General features: G+C 62.3%; 18 protein-coding genes. 9 read left to right on the top strand and 9 right to left on the bottom strand.

Features of this window, described 5'->3' with window-relative positions:
* Positions 1–6: 6 nt before the first annotated feature.
* Genes BVU17_11130 through BVU17_11115 form a run of 4 tightly spaced genes read left to right on the top strand, consistent with a single transcriptional unit; the run spans position 7 to position 3,218 of the window.
* On the top strand, positions 7–801 hold the full coding sequence (locus tag BVU17_11130) for a basic amino acid ABC transporter substrate-binding protein (protein ID AUG48044.1): 795 nt from the start codon (positions 7–9) through the stop codon (positions 799–801).
* 3 nt (positions 802–804) lie between these two features.
* Positions 805–1,485: a glutamine ABC transporter substrate-binding protein gene (locus BVU17_11125; protein ID AUG48043.1), complete on the top strand. Its 681-nt coding sequence runs from the start codon at positions 805–807 to the stop codon at positions 1,483–1,485.
* Positions 1,482–2,234, top strand: coding sequence for a glutamine ABC transporter ATP-binding protein (gene glnQ / locus BVU17_11120; GenBank protein ID AUG48042.1), 753 nt, complete (start codon positions 1,482–1,484; stop codon positions 2,232–2,234). The genes BVU17_11125 and glnQ overlap by 4 nt, the downstream gene beginning before the upstream one ends.
* Before the next feature lie 3 nt (positions 2,235–2,237).
* Complete coding sequence (locus BVU17_11115) at positions 2,238–3,218, top strand: amino acid ABC transporter permease (GenBank protein ID AUG48041.1); 981 nt, start codon at positions 2,238–2,240, stop codon at positions 3,216–3,218.
* On the opposite strand, the gene BVU17_11110 is transcribed toward BVU17_11115, so the two are convergent.
* Positions 3,219–4,739: an AAA family ATPase gene (locus BVU17_11110; protein AUG48040.1), complete on the bottom strand. Its 1,521-nt coding sequence runs from the start codon at positions 4,737–4,739 to the stop codon at positions 3,219–3,221.
* A 98-nt stretch (positions 4,740–4,837) separates the two neighbouring features.
* On the opposite strand from BVU17_11110, the gene BVU17_11105 reads away from it, so the two are divergent.
* Together BVU17_11105 and BVU17_11100 are read left to right on the top strand one after the other, a co-directional pair.
* The gene (locus tag BVU17_11105) at positions 4,838–5,386 is read left to right on the top strand and encodes a type IV pilin (protein ID AUG48039.1); all 549 of its coding nucleotides are present in this window, start codon (positions 4,838–4,840) and stop codon (positions 5,384–5,386) included.
* 52 nt (positions 5,387–5,438) lie between these two features.
* Positions 5,439–6,146 (top strand): transcriptional regulator, encoded by a 708-nt coding sequence (locus BVU17_11100; protein ID AUG48038.1) that lies wholly within the window; start codon positions 5,439–5,441, stop codon positions 6,144–6,146.
* A gap of 611 nt (positions 6,147–6,757) precedes the next feature.
* On the opposite strand, the gene BVU17_11095 is transcribed toward BVU17_11100, so the two are convergent.
* Complete coding sequence (locus BVU17_11095) at positions 6,758–8,095, bottom strand: hydroxymethylglutaryl-CoA synthase (protein ID AUG48037.1); 1,338 nt, start codon at positions 8,093–8,095, stop codon at positions 6,758–6,760.
* 98 nt (positions 8,096–8,193) lie between these two features.
* Entirely contained in the window at positions 8,194–8,871 is a 678-nt protein-coding gene (locus BVU17_11090; GenBank protein ID AUG48036.1) for a hypothetical protein, read from the bottom strand.
* A gap of 181 nt (positions 8,872–9,052) precedes the next feature.
* Here BVU17_11090 and BVU17_11085 point away from each other — a divergent pair, with 181 nt between their 5' ends.
* Entirely contained in the window at positions 9,053–9,802 is a 750-nt protein-coding gene (locus tag BVU17_11085) for a hypothetical protein (GenBank protein ID AUG48035.1), read from the top strand.
* Positions 9,803–9,822: 20 nt separating this feature from the next.
* Here BVU17_11085 and BVU17_11080 read toward each other — a convergent pair whose 3' ends face one another.
* Together BVU17_11080 and BVU17_11075 are read right to left on the bottom strand one after the other, a co-directional pair.
* Entirely contained in the window at positions 9,823–11,829 is a 2,007-nt protein-coding gene (locus BVU17_11080; protein ID AUG48034.1) for a hypothetical protein, read from the bottom strand.
* 46 nt (positions 11,830–11,875) lie between these two features.
* Positions 11,876–12,457 carry a hypothetical protein gene (locus BVU17_11075; protein AUG48033.1) on the bottom strand — a complete coding sequence of 194 codons (582 nt, stop codon included), beginning with the start codon at positions 12,455–12,457 and terminating at the stop codon, positions 11,876–11,878.
* A gap of 214 nt (positions 12,458–12,671) precedes the next feature.
* Between BVU17_11075 and BVU17_11070 the strand changes: the two genes are divergently transcribed.
* A complete protein-coding gene (locus BVU17_11070; protein ID AUG48032.1) occupies positions 12,672–12,980 on the top strand; it encodes a hypothetical protein in 309 nt (102 codons plus the stop codon).
* Position 12,981: 1 nt separating this feature from the next.
* Here BVU17_11070 and BVU17_11065 read toward each other — a convergent pair whose 3' ends face one another.
* Both BVU17_11065 and BVU17_11060 read right to left on the bottom strand, forming a co-directional pair.
* On the bottom strand, positions 12,982–14,205 hold the full coding sequence (locus tag BVU17_11065; GenBank protein ID AUG48031.1) for a mechanosensitive ion channel protein: 1,224 nt from the start codon (positions 14,203–14,205) through the stop codon (positions 12,982–12,984).
* A gap of 89 nt (positions 14,206–14,294) precedes the next feature.
* Positions 14,295–15,203, bottom strand: coding sequence for a pyridoxal biosynthesis lyase PdxS (locus BVU17_11060; protein ID AUG48030.1), 909 nt, complete (start codon positions 15,201–15,203; stop codon positions 14,295–14,297).
* 153 nt (positions 15,204–15,356) lie between these two features.
* Here BVU17_11060 and BVU17_11055 point away from each other — a divergent pair, with 153 nt between their 5' ends.
* The gene (locus tag BVU17_11055; protein ID AUG48029.1) at positions 15,357–16,127 is read left to right on the top strand and encodes a hypothetical protein; all 771 of its coding nucleotides are present in this window, start codon (positions 15,357–15,359) and stop codon (positions 16,125–16,127) included.
* Positions 16,128–16,433: 306 nt separating this feature from the next.
* Here the strand turns inward: BVU17_11055 and BVU17_11050 are convergent, their stop codons facing one another.
* Positions 16,434–19,106, bottom strand: coding sequence for a valine--tRNA ligase (locus BVU17_11050; protein ID AUG48028.1), 2,673 nt, complete (start codon positions 19,104–19,106; stop codon positions 16,434–16,436).
* Between the two features lie 230 nt (positions 19,107–19,336).
* Positions 19,337–20,254 (bottom strand): aspartate kinase, encoded by a 918-nt coding sequence (locus tag BVU17_11045; GenBank protein AUG48027.1) that lies wholly within the window; start codon positions 20,252–20,254, stop codon positions 19,337–19,339.
* Between the last annotated feature and the right edge of the window lie 409 nt (positions 20,255–20,663).

Below are 20,663 nucleotides of genomic sequence, written 5' to 3'. Positions count from 1 at the left end.
AGGACTATGTCAGACAACGGTCTTTCACGACGCCAGTACCTCTCCACTGTCGGTGGAACTGCAGTAGCTGTCTCGCTCGCTGGGTGTTTCGGGGGCGGTGGCGGCGACGGCGGCGCTACCGAAATCACTGCCGGAACTGCACCGGGGTTCCCCCCGTTCGAGATGAAACAGGACGGCGAACTCGTCGGGTTCGACATCGACCTGCTTGAAGCGGTCGTCGACGAGACCGACTACACCCTTGCCGGCTGGGAAGAATTCGAGTTCAAGTCTCTGATCCCGGCGCTGACGAACGAGAATATCGACGTAGTCGCCGCGGGGATGACGATCAACGACGAGCGTGACGAGACCATCGACTTCACCGACCCGTACTACAGTTCGAACCAGGCGATTGTCGTCCGTGAAGACGGTGACTTCTCACCGGAGTCGATGTCGGACCTTTCCGGGCGCCCAGTCGGCGCACAGAAGGGCACGACGGGCGAGAGCACGGTCCAGTCGGAACTCATCGAACCGGGGAACCTCGACGAGTCAAACTACAACTCCTACGGCAACTACGTGCTGGCGGTCGAAGACCTCCAGAACGGCAACATCGACGCCGTCGTCATCGACGAGCCGGTCGCACAGACCTTCGCCGCACAGCGTCCGGTCACCATCGCCTTCACGTACGAGACGGGCGAGAACTTCGGGTTCGGCGTCCGGGAGGGCGACGACGAGTTCACCCAGGCGCTCAACGATGGCCTGTCCGCAGTCCGCGACGGGAACACGTACCAAGACCTGACGAACAAGTGGTTCGGCCAGCAGTAACCGATGCCACCGCTCCCGTTGCAGAGTGACTGGGCGTTTGTCGCCGGGAACCTCGACCTGCTGCTCGCAGGCACGGGTGTCACGGTCGGCCTGACAGCCGCGAGTATTCTGCTCGGCTTTCTGCTCGGCTTTCCGGCGGGGGCCGTCGAAGTGTACGGCCGTGGGCCGCTCAAACGCGCGGTCGAGACGGCCGGCGTCGTCCTTCGCGGCACGCCGCTGCTCGTCATCATTATCCTGCTGTTCTTCGGTCTCTCGGTGTCGAGCAGCGCCTTCGTGACGGCGACTATCGCGCTCGGACTCCGGAGTGCCGCGTACCAGTCACAGATCTTCCGCGGCGCACTCCAGAGCGTCGACGAGGGACAACTGGAAGCCGCTCGCGCCGTCGGCATGGGCCGGCTCCAGGCCATCCGGAGCGTCGTCGTGCCCCAGGCACTCCGCCGAAGCGTGCCCGGCTTCCAGAACGAGTTCACGATCGTCCTGAAAGACACGAGTATCGCCATCGTCATCGGTCTCGGCGAACTGCTGACTGTCGGCCAGAACCTCTACCAGGGCGGTCAAAGCACTGCTGCGCTTGAAATTTTCCTGACTGTGAGCCTCATTTATTTCGTTCTCACGTTCGTGACGAACCGCTCGCTCGATTACGTCGACGACCGCTTCAGCATCCCCGGCGGTGAGCGTGCATGAGCGACCCGTTACTGGAACTTGACGACGTGTACAAGTCCTACGGCGAGGAACAGGTGCTCTCCGGCGTCAGTTTCGAGATGGACGCCGGGGACGTGGACGTGGTCATCGGCCCCAGCGGAAGCGGCAAGTCGACGATGCTCCGCTGTGTGAACCGCCTCACCGAGATCGACAGCGGCGACATCTACCTCGACGGCGACTGCGTCACCGACGCCGACACCGACGTCAACGAACTCCGAAAACAGGTCGGGATGGTGTTTCAGGATTTCAACCTCTTTGCTCATCTCACGGCGCTCGGGAACGTCACACTTGGCCTGCGGAAAGTCCGCGGCATGGACAAATCGGCGGCCCAGGAGAAGGGGTACGAACATCTGGAACAGGTCGGACTGCTGGATCAGGCCGACTCGTACCCCGCTGAACTCTCCGGCGGGCAGAAACAGCGCGTCGGCATCGCGCGCGCACTCGCCATGGACCCGAAGCTCCTGCTGTTCGACGAGCCGACCAGCGCGCTCGACCCCGAACTCGTCGGCGAAGTCGTCGAGGTAATGCGCGACCTCGCCGCCGAGGGCATCACCATGCTCGTCGTCAGCCACGAGATGGGATTCGCGCGGTCGGCGGCGTCAGACATCATCTTCCTTGATGACGGGCGTATCGTCGAACACGGCCCGCCGGAACAGCTGTTCGAGAACCCAGAGGCGGCACGGACCGGCGAGTTCCTCAGTCGCTTGGAGACGACCCACGAGGGGGAGTGACCCATGGGGACGCCGGAGTCAACGACCGCCGGGCGAACGCTTCGCGCCCGCGCTGCCGGGCTGACCGACCAGCCGTTGACGCTGCTTACTGTCGCCGCCTTCTGGACGTGGCTCGTCGTGCGCTGGACGAACGACTTCCTGCTGGACGGGGCGCTCATCGAGCGCAATACGTCGTTCTTCCCGACTGCGCCGTTCGAGGCGGCCGCGTCAACGCTCGGTGGGCTCGCGACGAGTCTCGGTCCGGTCGGGGTCCCCGTCGGCTGGGTCGCCGGCTTCTTCGAGTTCCTGGCGGCATCGATCCCGTACTTGCCACCGCTGGCGACCGGCGTGTGGGCGACGATACTGCTGACGGGGCTGGGTATCGCGCTCGGTTTCGTCATCGCCGTCCCGCTTAGCGTCGCTCGGGTATACGGCGGGTCTATCACCCGTCTGGTCGCACTGGCGTACACCGAACTGTTCCGCGGGACGCCGCTGCTCGCCCAGTTGTTCGTCCTCTACTTCGCGACGCCGCTGACGGCAATCATCCGCGAACTGCCCACAGTCGGGACCGGATTCATTCCCGCACAGGCGTTCTGGGTGGCCGTTATCGCGTTCATGCTCAACAGCGCCGCCTACCAGTCGGAGTACATCCGCTCGGCGCTGAACTCCGTCCCGGAGGGGCAACTCACCGCCGCGCGCGCCATCGGCCTCTCGAAGGTTGATGGGATACGGCACGTGGTCCTGCCGCAGGGCCTGCGCTACGCGATTCCGGGCTGGTCGAACGAACTGGTGTACCTCATCAAGTACTCGTCGCTTGCGAGTTTCATCACTGTCCGTGAACTGTTCGAGCGGACCGACGCCATCGCCAGCGAGACCTACCGGTACACGGAACTGTTCGTCCTCGCCGGCCTGCTGTATCTGGCGCTGGTGCTCTCGGCGTCGCTCCTGATGGAATTCGTCGAGGACCGGGTCGCCATTCCCGGCCTCGGCACGACCAGCCGATGACTACATAAAGTCAGAAAGGCCAGACTGCTGGTCGTCATCGGCTGTCTCGCTCGCTGTTTCCGTCTCGTCGTCGGTAGCGCTGTCGTCCTCGGCGGCGTCGGAGCCAGCGCCATCGTCCGCCGCAAGCGTCACCTGCTGCTCGCCGTTCTCCTCGTCAGCGCTGGTATCCTGACTATCGGTCTCCGTATTGGTTTCGCCGTCCCCGTCGGCACTCGCATCCTCGAATGCCCCACCGGAGTGTTCGACGGCAGCTTCCTCCTTGAGTGCCTCGGCGTCAGCGACGATGTCCTGCACCTTATTCGTGTCTTTGCCCGATCCAGTGACGAATGAGACGTGCTCGGCCTCCATGTCGTAGGTCGCCGCCATTGCCACCGTCAGGTCCCGGTTCCGGCAGTGGTGAGTCATCGTCGAGAGGAAGGGCATGATCTCCCGGCGGGCGGTCCGCATCGACACGCCGTCGATAGCGGCAATCTGCTGGGCGACGTAGTCCCGTGTGTTCCGGGTTCCCTTCGACCGGCCGAGCTTCGACCAGTAGCTCGGCGGGCCGTAGCGAGTCCAGCCGCCCTTTGTCCCGTCCCGCGCTGCGGCGACGCCGGCGGTCATGTTGTCGCCGGCATACCGCCAGAAGGAGTAATTCTGCGTCTCGCGCACGCGGCCAAGCCACTGGTCGGCGTTCGAGAGGAACTCGTAGGCACGGACCAGTTCGGCCCCTTCGTAGTCCTTGGGCATGTTGTCCTCGATCCAGTTGATGAGGTCATCGGGCGTCTCATCTACGTCGTAGCTGGCCTCAAGGGCTTCCTGTGCGCCGGCCTCCTTGAGCACCACGTCGAGGTACTCGAAGATGCCCTCAGTCGTGTCGCGCTCGCCGGTTACCACGTCGTCGGCGGTCAGCTGCTCTGTCGTTTCGGCGATGGCTTGGAGGTCTTTGACCGCGCCACGCAGGTCGCCGCTGTTCTGCTCGGCGAGTTCCTGCAGCGCGTCGGACTCGTACTCGACGCCCTCCTGGCGGCAGAGGTCACGGAGAACGGGGACGATAGAGCGGGGCGAAACATCCCGGAACTCGATGTCCTGGCAGTTGTTTCGCAAGCCGTTTGACATCTCGTAGTACTCGTTGGCGATGAGAATCATCGGCTGACTGGCCTCTTTCACGAGGGCCGTGATCGCTCGTGCACCCCCGCGGTCGGCGTTGCCGTGGATGTTGTCCGCCTCGTCCATGATGACGAGCCGGCGGCCGCCACCGCCAGCGGTCAGCGTCCCTGACTTGGCCGCCTCGCCGGCAACCCGATTGATAACGTCCTTGGTCCGGGAGTCGCTGGCGTTGAGTTCGATAGTCGGCCACCCCATGTCGTTTGCCAGCGCGTGGGCCGCTGAGGTCTTCCCGATACCCGGGGAGCCATAGAGGATGACCGCCTCACGGTGGTCGTCCCACGTCTCCGCCCACTTTTTGAGTGCGTCGCGGGCCTTGTCGTTGCCCCGCACCTCCGACAGTGTCGTCGGGCGGTACTTCTCCGTCCAATCCATTGGCTCGTTGTTGGCGCGACCGGCGTTTAGGGATTGCGGAGCGGTGTCGGTCCACTACTGAGATTTTTATTGAAAGCACCGGACAGTGTGTCCCACCAGTGGCCGGACGAAATCTCCCTTCTGCTCGTCGCGGCGTCAGTCCCGTCGTCGGCGTGGTCCTCATGCTCGTGATTAGCGTCCTTTTGGCGGCAACAGTCAGCAGTGTTGTGTTCAGTGCCAGCAGCGACCTGAACCAGCAGACACCGACCGTTGCCCGCTCGACAGGGGAGTTCGTGATTGGTCCGTCGGGTAGGTGCGGTGAGAATACGGTGACGATTCGACACGACGGCGGCGACCCGGTCCCGGCCGACGAACTGGAAGTCGCTGTTGGACTGCCGGACAACGGCGCCCGCATCGTTGCGCTGCCAGTTTCCGGGACGGCGCTATCAGCGAGGAATACTGCTGATCCGGACAACGTCGTCTACGACTACTGTGTCGGCGGTGTCATCGCTAATGGCGGACAGCGGTGGTCTGCGGGCCGGATAATCGCGTTCCAACTGAACGCCGGCGGTGGAACCGTCGAGCCGGGCGACAGCATCGAAGTACGCGTCGTCCACGCTCCCACGAACGGTGTCCTTGTCGAGGCCGAACTGACCGCTCGCCGGTAAGCGCCCGTGGTTCCGATACCCTTTTATTCGCGACCCCCCAGCGTGTGAACTAATGGCAGGGGGCGCACGTGACGACCTCGCGGAAAAAATGGCGGGCGAGGTGGCACTGAGCGACGACCCAGGGGCGACCCTGCGGAAGTGGCGTACCGACTTCGACGTTGCACAGACCGAACTCGCCGACAAACTCGATGTCTCCCCGTCCGTGGTCTCGGACTACGAGAGCGGTCGGCGTGACAACCCCGGTATCGGCGTTGTCAGGCGACTCGTCGTCGCATTGCTTGACATCGACGAGAACCGCGGCGGCGACCACATCCGCCAGCACGCCCGCGTGCTTTCGGCTGGATTCGACAGCGACGTGGTCCACGACCTCCGCGAATACTCCGCGAATGTGGGCGTCGAGCGGGTCTACGACGCTATCGACGCCGAGGAACTGTTCCGAGGTAGTCAAGACACCGTGGCGGGCCACACTGTCATCAACTCCATCGCCGCCATCACGCGCCTCTCTTCGGACGAGTTCTACCAGCTGTACGGTCAGTCGACGAACCGCGCGCTCGTGTTTACCAATGTGACCCGCGGCGAATCCCCCCTGGTCGCACTTCGGGTCGTCTCACCGACGCCCAACGCCGTCATCCTCCACGGACTTGACGACGAGGCCGTCTGGGAGCACGCGCAGGACCTCGCCCGCATCGACGACTTTTCGCTTGCGATCACCAATACAGATCTTGAGGATCTGTTGGGTGGCCTTCGAGAGCTTCCCTGAGCGCGCCGGTTCTGGCCGTGCTGTTTCGCGCCCGTCGACGTACTCTCTGGAAAACGACTGTTGTCGTGACTGCGATCTCTTTGTTCACCGGACAGCGTGACACAACTGCTCCGTCGGACTGCAGAGTTTCTAGGGAGAACTACTTTGATACCGAGGTGTCATGTCCACGCATGGTGCAATTGGGCTATCTTATCCTCTGGGCGTTCGCCGGCTTTGGACTTCTTGTTGCTGCCTCATTCGTCGGGACGATGCTTGCGCTTCAATACTACAACAGTGGGGGAACCCTCTCTGTGTCTCTCGACGACAGTATTAGCCGCCTCAACAACGATAAGCCGTAGTCGGGTAGTGTATACTGTCCAGTGCAGTACAAATAGAATTCCACGTATCCACGACAATAGATGGGATACCCCTCGCTATTCTCCACGGCTCCCTGCGGTCGCCGTTCCGACTCGAGAGCCACTCCCTTCGGTCGTGCCTCTCGCTGCTCACGGGTCACTCCGTTCCCCGTTCGCATTTCGAGGTTCTCGCTCGCGCTGCTCGCTCCGAACCTCGCTATTCTCGCGGCTGCGCCGCTCGTCTGTACGAAACCCCTCGCTTCGCTCGGGCTCTCGCTACTCCACGTACCGATATTTCCGCTCACCCATCCGGCCCCAGCCGTCGAAGGCGAACTCGTTTTCAGGGGCGGTGAACTCCTCGACATCGGTCTCAGTCTCGTGATTATGGACGTCGTGGACTTGTTCGTACTCGGCGAAGGAGAGGTCGTAGCGGTTCCGGATCTGTTCGTCGATGTCGAGCGCGCCGATTTCCTCCTCCCAGCCGGGGACGACAGTCTCGGCGTGGACTTCCGCCTGCGCGCCGGACCCGTAGGAGGCAACTAACAATCTGGCATCGTCCAGATCCAGTCCGTTCTCACGGGCGTGTTTCAGTCCGGAGGCACGGGCGATGTGGACGGAGCCGGTGTACCAGTTGCCGACCTCGCGGGAGATTTCAAGCGTCGGCTCTATAGTATTGGCGTACCAGTCCTGATAGCGCTCGGTTTCGGTGAGTGCGTCGGTGTACTCCTTGATTGCGGCATGGAACTCGTCGTCTGTCTCGAAGTCCGACCGCATGGGCTGGTGACCGATTTCCTCGGCCAGCAGGTCACCCACGTCCGTGCCGCGAACGATGTGTCGGTAGCCGAGTGCCGCGGCCTTCCGGACCATCCCCGGGAACGGCGTGTGGAAGGGAATCATCTCGTAGTCGCCCGGGTGGATGTCGCCGGCCACCTCGGCGAAGTCCTCAAGCGCTTCGCGCATGCGGGCGAGGTAGACGTTCACCGAGCGTTTCCCGTCGACTGACGGGAACTGCTGATTGGGCTTGAGGAAGTCAGTCTCGTCGGCGCTGCCGTATCCCTGTTCGGCAGAGAGTTCGACCAGATTCGGGTCTTCGTCGACGAGCATCGCCACCGCGCCGGCTCCCTGCGTGGCCTCGCCGGGGTCGTCGCGGGCGTACAGTGCGGTGTCAGTAGCGATGACGAGCGCGGCCCGACCGCGGTTTCGTCCGGCGCGAATCCAGTTGTAGGCGTCGTCGAGGCTCTGTGTCCCGGAGATACAGGCGAACTTCCGCTCGCCCTTGTTGGCGTGGTGGAAGTTCTCGTCGTATACCTGTTCGAGACAGCCCGCGATGTATGTCGAGACGGGTTTTGAGTTGTCGAAAGCGCTCTCGGTCGCTACGTCGATGCGGCCGATATCTTCCGGTGTTAGCCCCTTGCGCTTCATCAGGCGATGGGCCGCATTCGCCCCCATCGTGACGATGTCCTCGTACACATCGGGGAACGATGATGCGCGCAGGCCCAGTCCCTTCGTGTACTTCCCCGGATCGTCTCCCTGAGCCGGTGCGAACGTCTCAGCGAGGTCGAGTTTGAGCTTCCCGGTCCAGATCTCCATGGCGTCGATACCGACTGCAGTCATGAGTCTAACGTCAGTGTGGATGTATATGGGTTTGTCGACTGGTCTTTCGACGATTGCCTAGTATTGCGCCAATATGGCGCGAACGGTCCGTGAGATAGTTATTCGCTGGCTGCCGGCTTCGTATTAAAGGAGAAATCGACCATACATTCGTCTTCGAGAACGTCGTACGGCTCACTTGGTGACGGAACGGCACGCGACCAGTCGGTGTTGTTGACTACGAGCCGATACGTTCCCGGCTCGATAGTAATCCGGTTGTCGCGGATGTTCGTCTTGTGGAACCGTGACACCTCACCAGCGTACCGGGCCCGGTAGCGACTCTGGAACGCCCGGTACTCTTCTTCGGTGAACAGAATGACATCCACGGCCGGGCCGCGCCGAACGATGAGGTCGTAGGTGAGCGTCGTCTGGCCAGTCACGTCGACTGTGAAATCTTCGTACTCGTTTTCTTCCAATCGGAACGTCGTATCAACCGACCGGTGGTTCGGCTCGGGTGTCGGCGTCGGTGTCTCAGTCTCGACCTGCAGCCGTGCCGATGTTTCCGTAGTGCTGTTCGCCTGCGACGCCTCGGCGCGCTGTGCTGTTGAAGTGTTTGCCGGAGCAGCACTATTCGCTGACGAGGCAGTGTTAACACGATCCGCTGTCGCGGTGCGTTGTGACGCTGTCGGTTCCGGGACTGGCGTCGTCTCGGACTCCTCTTCAGGTCGATTCCCGAGACAGCCGGCAGAGAGCGCGGCGAGCACCGAGGCTCCGAAGCCGCGCCGCGACAGGTCACCCATACCTCAGGACACTCATCCACAGTAAAGATGTTTACGGGCGGGTTCTCGTCGCTGGTAATTGGATCGCCGCCCCCTCCCAAACATATTTGTGGAGAGAGAGCCGAATCTACGCCGTTCGAGACGGGTCCGAGATAACTGTATCCAAGGTATCATTTCTCGGAACCGAACAGGAACGTTTCATATGAACAGGTCGGTCATCACACTCGGAGTAGTGGTTCTGGCGGTACTCAGTGTCTCGGGACTTGCGGGAGTAGCGGTCGAGGGAACGCTTGGCGTAGACGCGAGTCAGCCAGCCCCGACGGAGTCCGTAGAAGCGTCGTCGGCGACGACGCCCCACACGGACAGTGTGTCACCCGATACGCCACGCAGTGAGAAGACCGCGGCCGTGGTCACACAATCCACCGAAGCTCCCTCGACGCCGGAAGCGGTACAGCCCACACCGGCAGACTCGGGGACAGATATCGATACGGCCCGCCTCGAAGACCGGCTCGTAGCGGCAATCAATGACCGACGCGGCAACCCGGTTGCCAACGACGCTTTCGACGGCTCGCTCTCGGATGAGACCAAAACCGGACAGAAGCTCTCAGCGATGGCCGGCAACCACAGCCAGCGAATGGCTGCACAGGGGTTGGCCTCCCCGATTGCGAACGGGTCAGATACGACAGATCGATACGCAGCCGCTGGACTGTCCGAGCAGTGTCGCCTCCGTCACGAAGGCAATGCGTATCTCCGCCCGGTGACCGACCTCGAACTGGTCACGAGCATCGACCCGAACGGGGCGAACGCGACCCGGACGGCGAACGCCGTCGCCGACCACTGGTTCGACCTCTCGGGCCCCCGTGACACGTTGTACGTGGCGAACGCGAACCACATCGGCGTCGGCGCGGCGACTGCTGACGGTGTTGTCTATATTACCGTGAATCTCTGCTGAGACCGGCGACAGAGCGGCCGTTACGGCACCTCTTTGCGAACAGTATCGGCATTTCCTCCCGAGTCAACAACGCGGAGTGCGACTACTGTGCCGGAGTCTACCTTTCTGTTCTCTACCGTCTGTCCGGTTGCATCGTCGAAGATACCGTCGCCGTCGAGGTCCCACTCGTAGGCTGCGATGTCGCCCTGCGGGTCGCTGGATGGGCTGGCATCGAAGTCCCACTTGTCGTTCGATTCCGGTCCATTGGAGGCTATCGTGAAGTCGGCGTTCGGTTGCTCGTTCGTGTTCGCGCCGCCGGGAGTGACCGTGAACATCTTCGAATCAGTACCGCCGCTTGCCCGCTCGTAGGTGACTGTTATCGTGACGCTCTCGCCGGCCATATCCACCTCGGAGGTGCCAAATAAAGTGTCCTGGACGAACTCGAACAGGTGGAACGTCGCAGTTGATGTGTCGGACAGTACCGGGTTTGGACCGTTCAGGCTGCCATCACTGTCGACATCAACAGTTCGTGGGATATCTGTTCCGCCACCGAAGTCGGTATATCCGTCCGTGTCTGCCTGGATATATATCTCATTCTCTTGTGGTGCCGGGGGACGGTCGTTGCTAAAGCTGTCGCTGAGTCGGATTATATCGTCATTAACGGGGTCGATTGCCACCGTCGTTATTGTGATCTCCTCATCCAATTCATTGGTGACAGTAAACTGGACGCCACCGTCAGTGTCCCCGTTGCTATCGAGGGCAACAGCGTCCTCGTTGTAAATGAGACCACTGGTGCCGGACCCATCACCGGATCCTTGGTTTGGCTCCGTCACCGTTACCGGAATCGAGACATTTTCTGGGGTCTCCCCATCGAACGACCCGTCGATTTCACCGAGGCTGAACTGTGCGGTGTATGTTCCAGTTGCCGTCGACTGGTTCGCTTCGTAGACGAACTTGACCCGACCGTCGTTGTCGGACACTTCCGTACCCGTGGTAAGCGAGCCGGCGTTACTCCCGTCGACTGTGCCGTTGACTTGGATATCGCCGCTGGGATTGTTGTACGCGTCCCGAACCTCCAGCACAACCTCTCCGCTTTCGCCTTTCGCGACAGTAATATTCTCACTGTCGACCGTCGTGAGGTACGCCTCGCTCTCGGAGGTAACCCGAGTACCGACACCTGCTTTCGCCATCTTCAGGCGGTAGTTCGTCCCTCGTTCAAAGACGATGGTGATGTTGTAGAGCGATCCGGGTCCATCAGCCTCGGTGACGTTCGCGACGTATCGTTCGTTGCTCATGTCGCCCGGATTCGGGTCGATTTGGTCCTCAAGAAGGACACTCCACTCCTCCTCTGGGAGACGGGAGAGAAACGAGACCGAGACGTTCGATGTCGCCGTCGTATTTGTTACGCGGACCGTCCGGGAGGACTGGGATTTCGGCTCTACGTCGACCGTGACCGAATCGCTCGCCGAGCGGCTCATCGACCCGTTGAGCGTGACGAGCGTGATGTCGCGCCCGTCGACCATCGCCTGTTCCGAGAGCGTGATGTTCCCCCCGCGGAACTGGTTGTAGACCACCGAGTGCTCGTAGACAGTCTCCGGCGCCTCCCCGTAGACGTTGTATTCCGGCTTGTAGGCGATGGCCCCCGTGTTGTAGTGTCGCGGCGTGGCTCCGTCCCAGTAATCTGCCGTTTCAGGGGTAATCGCCTCAGCGTTGCGAACCGTGAGGTTTTGCGACTCGTTGCTGGTCCCATCTGTGTACAGCAACCCCGACGGTGGCCCGGGATTCGTCGCCACCAGCCGACTCGGGTATCGCGTCCCCAACTGGACCGAGACGGCTTGCCGGCTCGGCTGTCCCGGGACAGAGACGATTGCGTTTCGCAGGTCCTGTAGTTGCGTTTGGACCTGCTGATTGTGGTTGAACTCCACCTCCCGGTTTTGCTCCGGCACGGCAAACGCTTGGTACGATGAGAAGGCGATGATCAGCACGCCAAACAGCAGTACAGCCCCGACCTGTACTGACTGCGCACGCTCATCGCCCATGAAAGTCATGGCGATGAGTTGCGGAGACGGCGGTAAAAACCTGACTGCCGAATTATCAACTCTCGTCTTCTTCGACGACTTCCGGATCGCTCATCGCAGTCTGGAGACTGTCGAGTCCATTGACCCACTCGGAGACGAGTCCGTATTCGAGGTCCTCAGCGACCTCCATCGGGAGCTCCGACCCGCCGATGATCTGCGTGCCGGCCTGCACACAGTACCCGAGCGCCGCATCGAGATCCTCTTGGGCTTCCGCGTCTGCGGCAGCTTCAATGTAGTCCGTGATGGTCGCGTCGTCCGCGGCCCCCTCAGCAACGAACTCCTCGGCCGCGTAGAACACGCACAAAAGCGAGGTCTGGACGCCGTCGATCAGCATCACGGTCTCCTCGTCGTCGATGTTGATGTCATCGAGAACGATTTCCCGGACCCCGGTAAGCTCGTCGAGCGTCGCCTCCTCGTCAAGTGGTCCGTCCTCGTAGTCGGTGATAATCTTCGCGACCGCGATCGCGGCGTCGTCTTGGAGGTTCAACAGGAGACGCGCCGAATCCTCGTCTTCAGGGTCGACGTCTTCTTCCTCGATACGGTCTAGCCAGTTCTGCCAGCGTTCTTCGGTGTAATACTCCCCCGGCGGAGTGCTCATACCAGTCCGTTCGTGCCGTTGGGGATAGTAGTTTCGACCGGCGGTCGCTCTGGCGCGCGGGCTTTCTCGTAGAGAGGGACAAGCGAACCACTATTTTAGCGCTTGAAACAGCTCCTTTGTGAGGATTTCCGGATCGTCTGCACGCTCCGAAGGCCTGCTACGGTCTCGGTCGAGGGACGCACTTTTATGTCAGCCGAACATGTTATGTTCTGTCATGGCACAGCGACAGCCAGTTCCGACCTATGACGGCCCACTCGAGCCGGCTGCAGTCGCCGTGCTGGCCAAACGTGTTGGTCTGGCGCTGGTCGCCGTGGCGCTGCCGGTTGCAGTCGGTGCGTTCGCCGGCATGGCCCTTACCGCCGGGTCGCTCTCGGCCGCGACCGATGCCACGGCCGGCGCAATGAGCGGGCCGCTGACAGCAGCGCAGGGCCTGTCTCGGCTGTTCTACGTCAGTGCGCTCGGGACCGCGCTGGGATGCTGGGCTCTCGGGCTGGGGCTCCTTCTCGACGGTCTCGACCTGTAGGTCAGCCGTCGCCGTCCGGACGCATCTCCACGCTGCCTTGCAGTGACTCCTCGTCCGCCGCGTCCACGCGGTTCGAGAGGGTCCGCTGAGGGAACGGGATCGAGATGTCTTCCTCGTCGAACGTGGCTTTCACGCCCCGGACCACCGCCGAGATGGCGCGCCACTTCCGCGGTGGCGTCGGGTGATCGATCCAGAACCGGAGTTCCATCACCACGGCGGAATCGCCGAAGTCCTTCGGGACAACGTCCGGCGTCGGCGAATCGACGACGTGCTCGATGTCCGCCATCGCTTCACGGGCAAGGTCCATCGCCCGGTCGATGTCGGTGTCGTAGTCCACACCGATGTCGACTGTGAGCCGCAACAGTCCCTTCCGGCTGCGGTTCGTCACCGCGCGGTCGCTCACGCGGTCGTTCGGTATGATGACGAACTCGCCGTCGAAGTTCTCCAGCCGCGTGTTGAAGATCGTTATGTCGGTCACGATACCCTCCTGATCGCCGACGAGCACCCAGTCGCCGATAGTGAACGGACGGGAAAACATCAGGACGAAGCCGGCGATGAGCGAGCCGAGCGTCTGTCTGGCGGCCAGACCGACAACAATACCGAGAAACCCGGCCCCGACGAGCAGGCCACTGAGATCGATACCCCAGACGGCGAAGATCGTTGCACCGATGGTGACGAACACGGTGACCTGCCCCAGTCGGAGGAGGATCTCCTCCTGATGTTCTGTGAAGCCGGTAACAGCTTGGCTGAACCGTCCAATCCACCGCTGCATCTGGTCAGACAGGACGAAGGCCAGCATGACGAGAACGACCGTCTGTATCGTCGCCAGTACTGACCGATCGCTCCCGTTGAGGTACGGCCCGACTGTCTGGACGATATCGAGAACGCCCCAGACGATGAGAAACGAGACGACGACGAGAACGACCATCGAGAACTGGGCGATCCTGAGAAACACGCCCCGGATGGTCGTCGGCGTGTAGTCGGCCATGAGCTGCAGCCAGTCCCCGGTTCGGGCCGATGCGACAGATCGAAGCCGGGAGAGGACTGCTGGAACGACGACGACGCTGAGAAGGAGCACGGTCAGGAGAATGAGCGTCGCGACGAGTCGCCCCTGCGTTGCGACCAACTGGTCCAGCGACCGCTGTAACACGGTAAAGAGGTCCAGAAGGCTTTCTCCGGTGTCGTTGGCCGTCGGCGTAGGCGTGGCCGTCCCCTGCACAGCCACGTATCGCCGCCGTAGGAACTTGTGTCTTCGTCTTTGAGACGGTCTGTAAGTATCTGAAACCGGTCAAAAGCGACTCGTTGTGGCTCCAGTTAGACGCCGCGACCCTGCAACTGCTCTTCCTCGTCTAGGTCCGCGTTCGCTTGGCCTTTCATCCCTTTGCCGGGGTTCTTTGCGATCTCTTTGAGCTGTTCGGGGTCGTCGTAGTTGTTGACCGCCGCGACGACGGACTCACCCATCGCCTGTGGGTTCTCAGCGCCGAAGATACCCGAGCCGACGAAAATGCCGTCACAGCCGTGTTGCATCATGAGCGCGGCGTCGGCGGGCGTGGCGATGCCGCCGGCCGCGAAGTTGACAACCGGAAGCCGACCGCGGTCGGCCGTCTCGTGGACGAGCCGCCGGGGCGCGCCGTGTTCGCGGGCCCACTCGTCGCGTTCTTCGTAGGCCATCCCTTCGAGCTTGCCGATAGCACGCTGGATGTTACGCTGGTGCGTGACGGCCTGATTCACATCGCCGGTACCCGCCTCGCCCTTCGTGCGAATCATCGCCGCGCCCTCGTCGATGCGGCGCAGCGCCTCGGCGAGGTTCCGCGCCCCGCAGACGAATGGAGCGGTGAACTCGCGCTTGTCGATGTGGTAGCGGTCGTCGGCCTGGGTCAGCACTTCCGACTCGTCGACCATGTCCGCGCCAGCCGCTTCCAGAATCTGGGCCTCGGCGGTGTGGCCGATGCGGGCCTTGCCCATCACCGGAATCGACACTTCCTCGATTATCTCTTCGAGTTTACTGGGGTCAGCCATCCGGGCGACACCGCCTCGCTTGCGGATATCGGCCGGCACCGACTCTAGGTGCATCACGGCAACCGCGCCGGCGTCCTCGGCAATCCGGGCTTGCTCACGGTTGACGACATCCATGATGACGCCGCCTTTCTGCATCTTCGCGAAGCCGCGTTTGACGAGGTCAGTCCCGCGACGGAGGTCCTCGAGGTCGGTCTCTTCAGTCATTATCCAGACTTAGTGCTGGATTTACTTAACGCGTGTCCTTTCGAGGGACAGAACGCCGTTTGACCCACCCGCGGGGACCCGGTATCGGGCCAGCGATCACAGGACGAAGCTGAGACCACTACCGTTTTCATCGCGTCTCCCCACTCCATCGACATGGCTCCGGATGAGGGTGTCGGCGGACGCATCGACGCGGCTGTCGCGCGGGTGTTCAGCCGGCGGCTCCCCGATGCCGAAGGGCTTCCGCGGTACGTCGCGCCGCTGCCGGCGTGGCTAGAGAACGTCGGCCTCAGACTCGCCTGGCCAATCGCGCTCGTCAATCTGGTCGGGACGCTGTTCGGGTTCTGGTACTACGCCGGCCGGCCGCTGAACACAGCGCCGCCGCTCATAGAGGGGCAGCTCGGTGCGGCTCCGCTAGCTGCTTACCCCCTGATTCCGGATTCACCCGTGGCGACGATGTTCATCGGGCTCTCGCTGGTGGCCTGGCGGCTCGACTGGAACGCTGAGTGGCTCCACATGCTCGGCTTCTTCGGCTGCATCAAGCTCGGCCTCTGGACGCCGTACGTCCAGCTCGCTCTCAATGGTCCCGGCGGAATTCCGCTGTGGCTCTACTGGTTCCTGATTCTGAGCCATCTGGCGATGGCGCTGGAGGCGTTTCTCATCCACCGCTACGCGAGCTTTTCGGTCATCTCGGTTGCCGTTGCGGTGTTCTGGTACGGCTTCAACGACATCGTGGATTACTTCCTCCCGATTCTGGACGGTCCCCACCACACTTGGCTGCGTGCTGAACCTCTCGCCGCCACCGGTGGGTTCGACCACACGGTGCTCGCCCACGACCTTGCGGCCGGCTGGGCGGTCGTACTGACGCTCTTGGCGACATTTCTCGCGCTGGCGACGCGTGTAGAGAAAGTAAAACGACAGGCGTGAACGGTTCGGTCTCCCGCCAGTGGTTTCGGTAGTGTCTCAGGTCGTGAATCCGTCCTCTGCCTCGCGCTCGTCGAGCACCCACTCCAGTTCCTCGATAGCGCGCAGGATGGCGACCTCCGCCTCGTCTTCCAGTTCGGTCGACGGCGGGTCGTGCTTGTCGTACTCGTCCTGCAGCGCCTCGATGCGGTCCCGAATCGTTTCCTCTGTTCGCATGGTTCAAATGACCGGACCCGCAGGTCTTGATGCTACTGGTCCCGGCGATGTGCGGTCAGTGACCGCCGGGAACACCTGCAAAACGAGCCGAGTCTACCGAACGACGACGACGGCGCTCTCGGTTTCGGTCATTTCGCCCTCGCCGGAGTAGGTCCGGGACTCTTCGACGGTGAACATCTCGTCGGTGAGCGTGACACCGGCAACGTGCAGTTCGTCGTCGTCGATATCGTAGTCGCCATCTTCGATAGCAGCGTCGATAGCGCCGACTTCGCTGCCGAACTCGGGGCCGACCAGCGAGTAATCGAGGTCAATGCCGCTGACCTCGGTCGTGATGTCCGGGGCCTCGTCGTAGGTGTCTAGTTGCGCGACGTGCATCGCCTCGGCGACGGCGTCCTCGAAGCCGGCGACGTGGCCGAACACCTCAACGTGGTCGAGGTCGGCGTTCAGCGGCAGACCGTTCTCGGTCTTGTACCGCCGGAGCGCGGAAACGACCTCCATCGCCGTCTCGCCCGCTTCGAGGTCGGCGTCGTAGCCGCCCGAAGTCGGCCAGTCCGTCGTGTGAATCGAGCCGTCCTCGTCGTAGACGCGGTCCCACAGTTCCTCCGTGATGTGGGGGAGGAACGGCGCGAACAGCTGCAGGAAGGTCCGGTGGGCCTGCAGCAGCGTGAACTCGGTCGAGGCCGCGGTCCCGTCCGAAAGCCGCTGCTTGGCGATTTCGAGGTAGTCGTCACAGAACGTGTTCCAGAAGAACGACCGGAGTTCGTTGCGGGCCTTCGAGAACTCGTAGGCCTCGAACTTCGCCGTGACCGACTCGATGGTCGCGTCCAGTTCGGCCAGCAGCCACTCGTCGACCGAGGCGAGGTCGTCCGGTTCGGCCGGGCGCTCGGCGGGGGTCAGCTGGTCGACCAGCCGGGAGGCGTTCCAGAGTTTCTGGAGGAGTCGCTCACCAGCTTCGAGGTCCCCCTCCTTGTATGGGAAGTCGTCGCCGATGGAGGTGCCGGCGGCCCAGTACCGGGTGGCGTCGACCGGGAACTTCTCTAAGACCTCGCTTGGCGGGATGACGTTGCCCTTGGACTTGGACATCGCCTCGCGGTTCTCGTCTAAGACCATCCCGTTTATCATCACGTTCTCGAAGGGCACCTCGCCGGTGTGTTCGTAGCACTTGACGACGGTGTGGAACAGCCAGAACGAGATGATGTCGTGGCCCTGCGGGCGCAGGTCGAAGGGGTACAGCTCCGGCAGTTCCATGGTGAACGACTCGCTGTCGGCGTCCCAGTCCCAGCCGGCATTCACGAGCGGCGTCAGCGACGAGGTCGCCCAGGTGTCGAACACGTCCTCCTCGGGCGTCAGCGAGTCGTGGCCGCACTCAGGACAGCTATCGACCGGCGGGTCGTCTGACAGCGGGTCGACCGGGAGCTGCTCGCGCTCGGCCATCACGGGCTCGCCGCAGTCGTCGCAGTACCACACCGGAATCGGGATGCCCGAGTCGCGCTGGCGGGAGATACACCAGTCCCACTCAAGTCCCTCTATCCAGTGCTCGTAGCGGGTGGCCATCTTCTCGGGGAACCACTCCATCTGGCGGCCCGCCTCGATGTACTCCTCTTTCTTGTCGAGCAGTTCGATGTACCACTGCTCGGTGACGAGGTACTCGACTTCCTCTTCACAGCGTTCGTGGACCTGGACGGTGTGGTCGTGGTCGCGGCTCTCCAGCAGCGACCCCTCCTCGCGCAGGTCCTCGATGATGGCCTCGCGGGCCTCGGTGGTGTGCATCCCCTCGTAGTCGCCGGCGAGGTCGGTCATCGTCGCGGACTCGTCGATGGCGAGCCGCAGCGGCAGGTCGTGGGCCTGGTACCACTCGATGTCGTTCTGGTCGCCGAAGGTACAGCACATCACGATGCCGCTGCCGGTCTCCATGTCGACGCGCTCGTCGGCGATGATGGGAACCTCTTGCTCGAAGATGGGGACCCGGGCCGTCCCGCCGACGAGGTGCTGATTGTCGTCGTCCTCGGGGTGGACGAAGACGGCGACACAGGCCGGAAGTAGCTCGGGCCGCGTCGTCGAGATGGTGAACGTCGCGTCCTCGTCGGCAGGCCCCTCGCCCGTCTCCACGAGGTCGAAGGCGATATCGTTGAACTTCGTGTGCTTGTCCTTGTCCTCCTGTTCGACCTGTGAGATGGCCGTCTCACAGTCCGGACACCAGATGGTCGGTGCGCGCTGGCGGTACTCCCGGCCCTGCTCGTAGAGGTCGAGGAAGGATAGCTGGGAGACCCGCTGGACGTCCGGCGCGATGGTCTTGTAGGTGTTGTCCCAGTCGACCGAGATGGCAAGCGACTGCACGTCCTCGGTGAACTCGTCCTCGAACTGTGTACACACGTCGCGACACTTCTCCTGGAACTCTCGGCGCGGGTAATCCTGGTGTCGGATGCCGAGTTCGCGCTCGGTGAGCCGTTCCGAGGCGATGCCGTTGTCGTCGTAACCGAAGGGGAAATAGACGGTGTCGTCGCGCATCCGGTGGAAGCGGGCGACGAAGTCCTGCAGGGTGAACTGATAGAGGTGCCCCATATGGAGGTTCCCCGACACCGTCGGCGGCGGCGTGTCGATAGTGAAACGGGTGTCGGCGTCCCCGTCGTAGGCGTAGGTCTTGTCCGCGACCCACTGGTCTTGCCACTCCGGCTCTACCTCGCGAGGGTCGTACTCCCCCTCAAGGGCGTTTTCTGGTTTGTCTGCGCTCGATTCGTCCTGCGGTGGGTCCTGTGTATCACTCATATTCAAACTGTGGGTGTAACACCCGGGTCGCATCTGACTGCGGCGTGGTTATCAGCGGTGCGTGCGTCGATTTGGGGAGGTGGTGTGGGGCGTGGGGGCCCCTACACCGACGGGCGCGAGAACCAGCGTTCGGGAGAGTCGACGCACCATCTGTACAATACTCGACCAACGGCAGGATTAATGACTTCGGTTTTCACTGGCGCCCCGGCGGGCTCACACCAGCGACCGGCTCACGGCAGGTCGGGCTCGCGATGTTCGCGGTCCTCGGCAGAGTGAGCACGGACCCAGAGCTGTCCGATACGCGAGAGTGTCGTCCGGTAGGACTTTCCGTGCTCTTCCTGCTCGATATACCCCTTCCCGCCGGGGCCGAGCCGGTCAACGTTGTAGATGACCTTCGATCGGAAGGAGTCGGTGTACTCCTCGCCCATGTCCCGGGCCAGCTGTTGGGCCAGTTCGGAGACGGATTCGAACTCGCCGTGTTCGCCGAGGGTAAACAGAATGACCTCCTCGAAGGGCTTGACGTTCGAGAAGGACGCGACCGGCAGTTCGACGATGTGGGACCCGTCGATCTCTTTCGCGCCGATGGTCGTCCCGCGTTCGTCGAACTCCGCCAGCAGATCCCGTGCGGTTTCGAGTCGGTCATCGACGCGTTCGTCGACATCCTCGCCCGTGCGCATGTCTTCCAGCATATCGATCTGCTTGCGCAGTTCCTCGGCGAGTTCCGTCTCCAGATACTTCTCGGGAACCGTGTAGTAGGTGTGGATGCGATCCCGGTCGCCCTCGCGCTCGACCATGATCGAGTGGGCCGCGGTCGCAAAGGCAAAGGAGACAGTCCGGGGCATCGCAGAGACGTTGACCCACACCTCGCTTCCCGCGTCGAGTTCCGCGTTGATGAGCTCGAAGGCCTGCTCGAAGGCCTCGTCGTAATCGTACACGTCGGCGACGACGAACCGCTCTGTTTCGGCCCCGAGCAGGTTCTGGTAGTCCTTTTCGAGCTTCTCGGCGAGGTTGCGCGAGTACTCGACGTTGGCCTCGCTGCCGACCGCCCCCTCGAGCAGGATGACGCGGTCAACGTCGAGTTGCTCGCGCACCAGCGGCGCGATGAGCCGGTCGTAGTCGAACCCGACCGGGACGATGTGGGTCTGCATATGTGGGACAGTGGGCGGGAATTTATAAAAACATCAGCCTCTCGATCGCCGTTATGCCCATCCTGATGCTTGTCACAGCACTCTCCTGTGTTTCTATAGCGATAGGACCGCCGTGGCGGTTTCAGTCCGTCCCGTATTCCAGAAGACCGTCGCGGAATGACTCCGCTGGCGCGCTGATTTCGGGCACTGAGGTACAGCACTCGGTACAACAACCAACGGCGGATGTGACGCCTGCCCGAATACTCTTGATTATTGACCGAACTGATTGGATATCCATTCTTGGTCGTCTGTCGGCCAGTAAGGATGAGGTCAGCCGGGCAGTACCTCTGACTATTATGCCCCCTATTGTCGTTTAGTTGTAATAAACACGGCTATACAACCCGTTGCCCACCTCTATAACCTGAGAACA

Source organism: Haloarcula taiwanensis (genome assembly GCA_002844335.1).
In the GTDB taxonomy this organism is placed as follows: Archaea; Halobacteriota; Halobacteria; order Halobacteriales; family Haloarculaceae; genus Haloarcula; species Haloarcula taiwanensis.
Note: the sequence above shows the minus strand (reverse complement) of the source record. Positions and strands in the feature narration are given on the sequence as shown.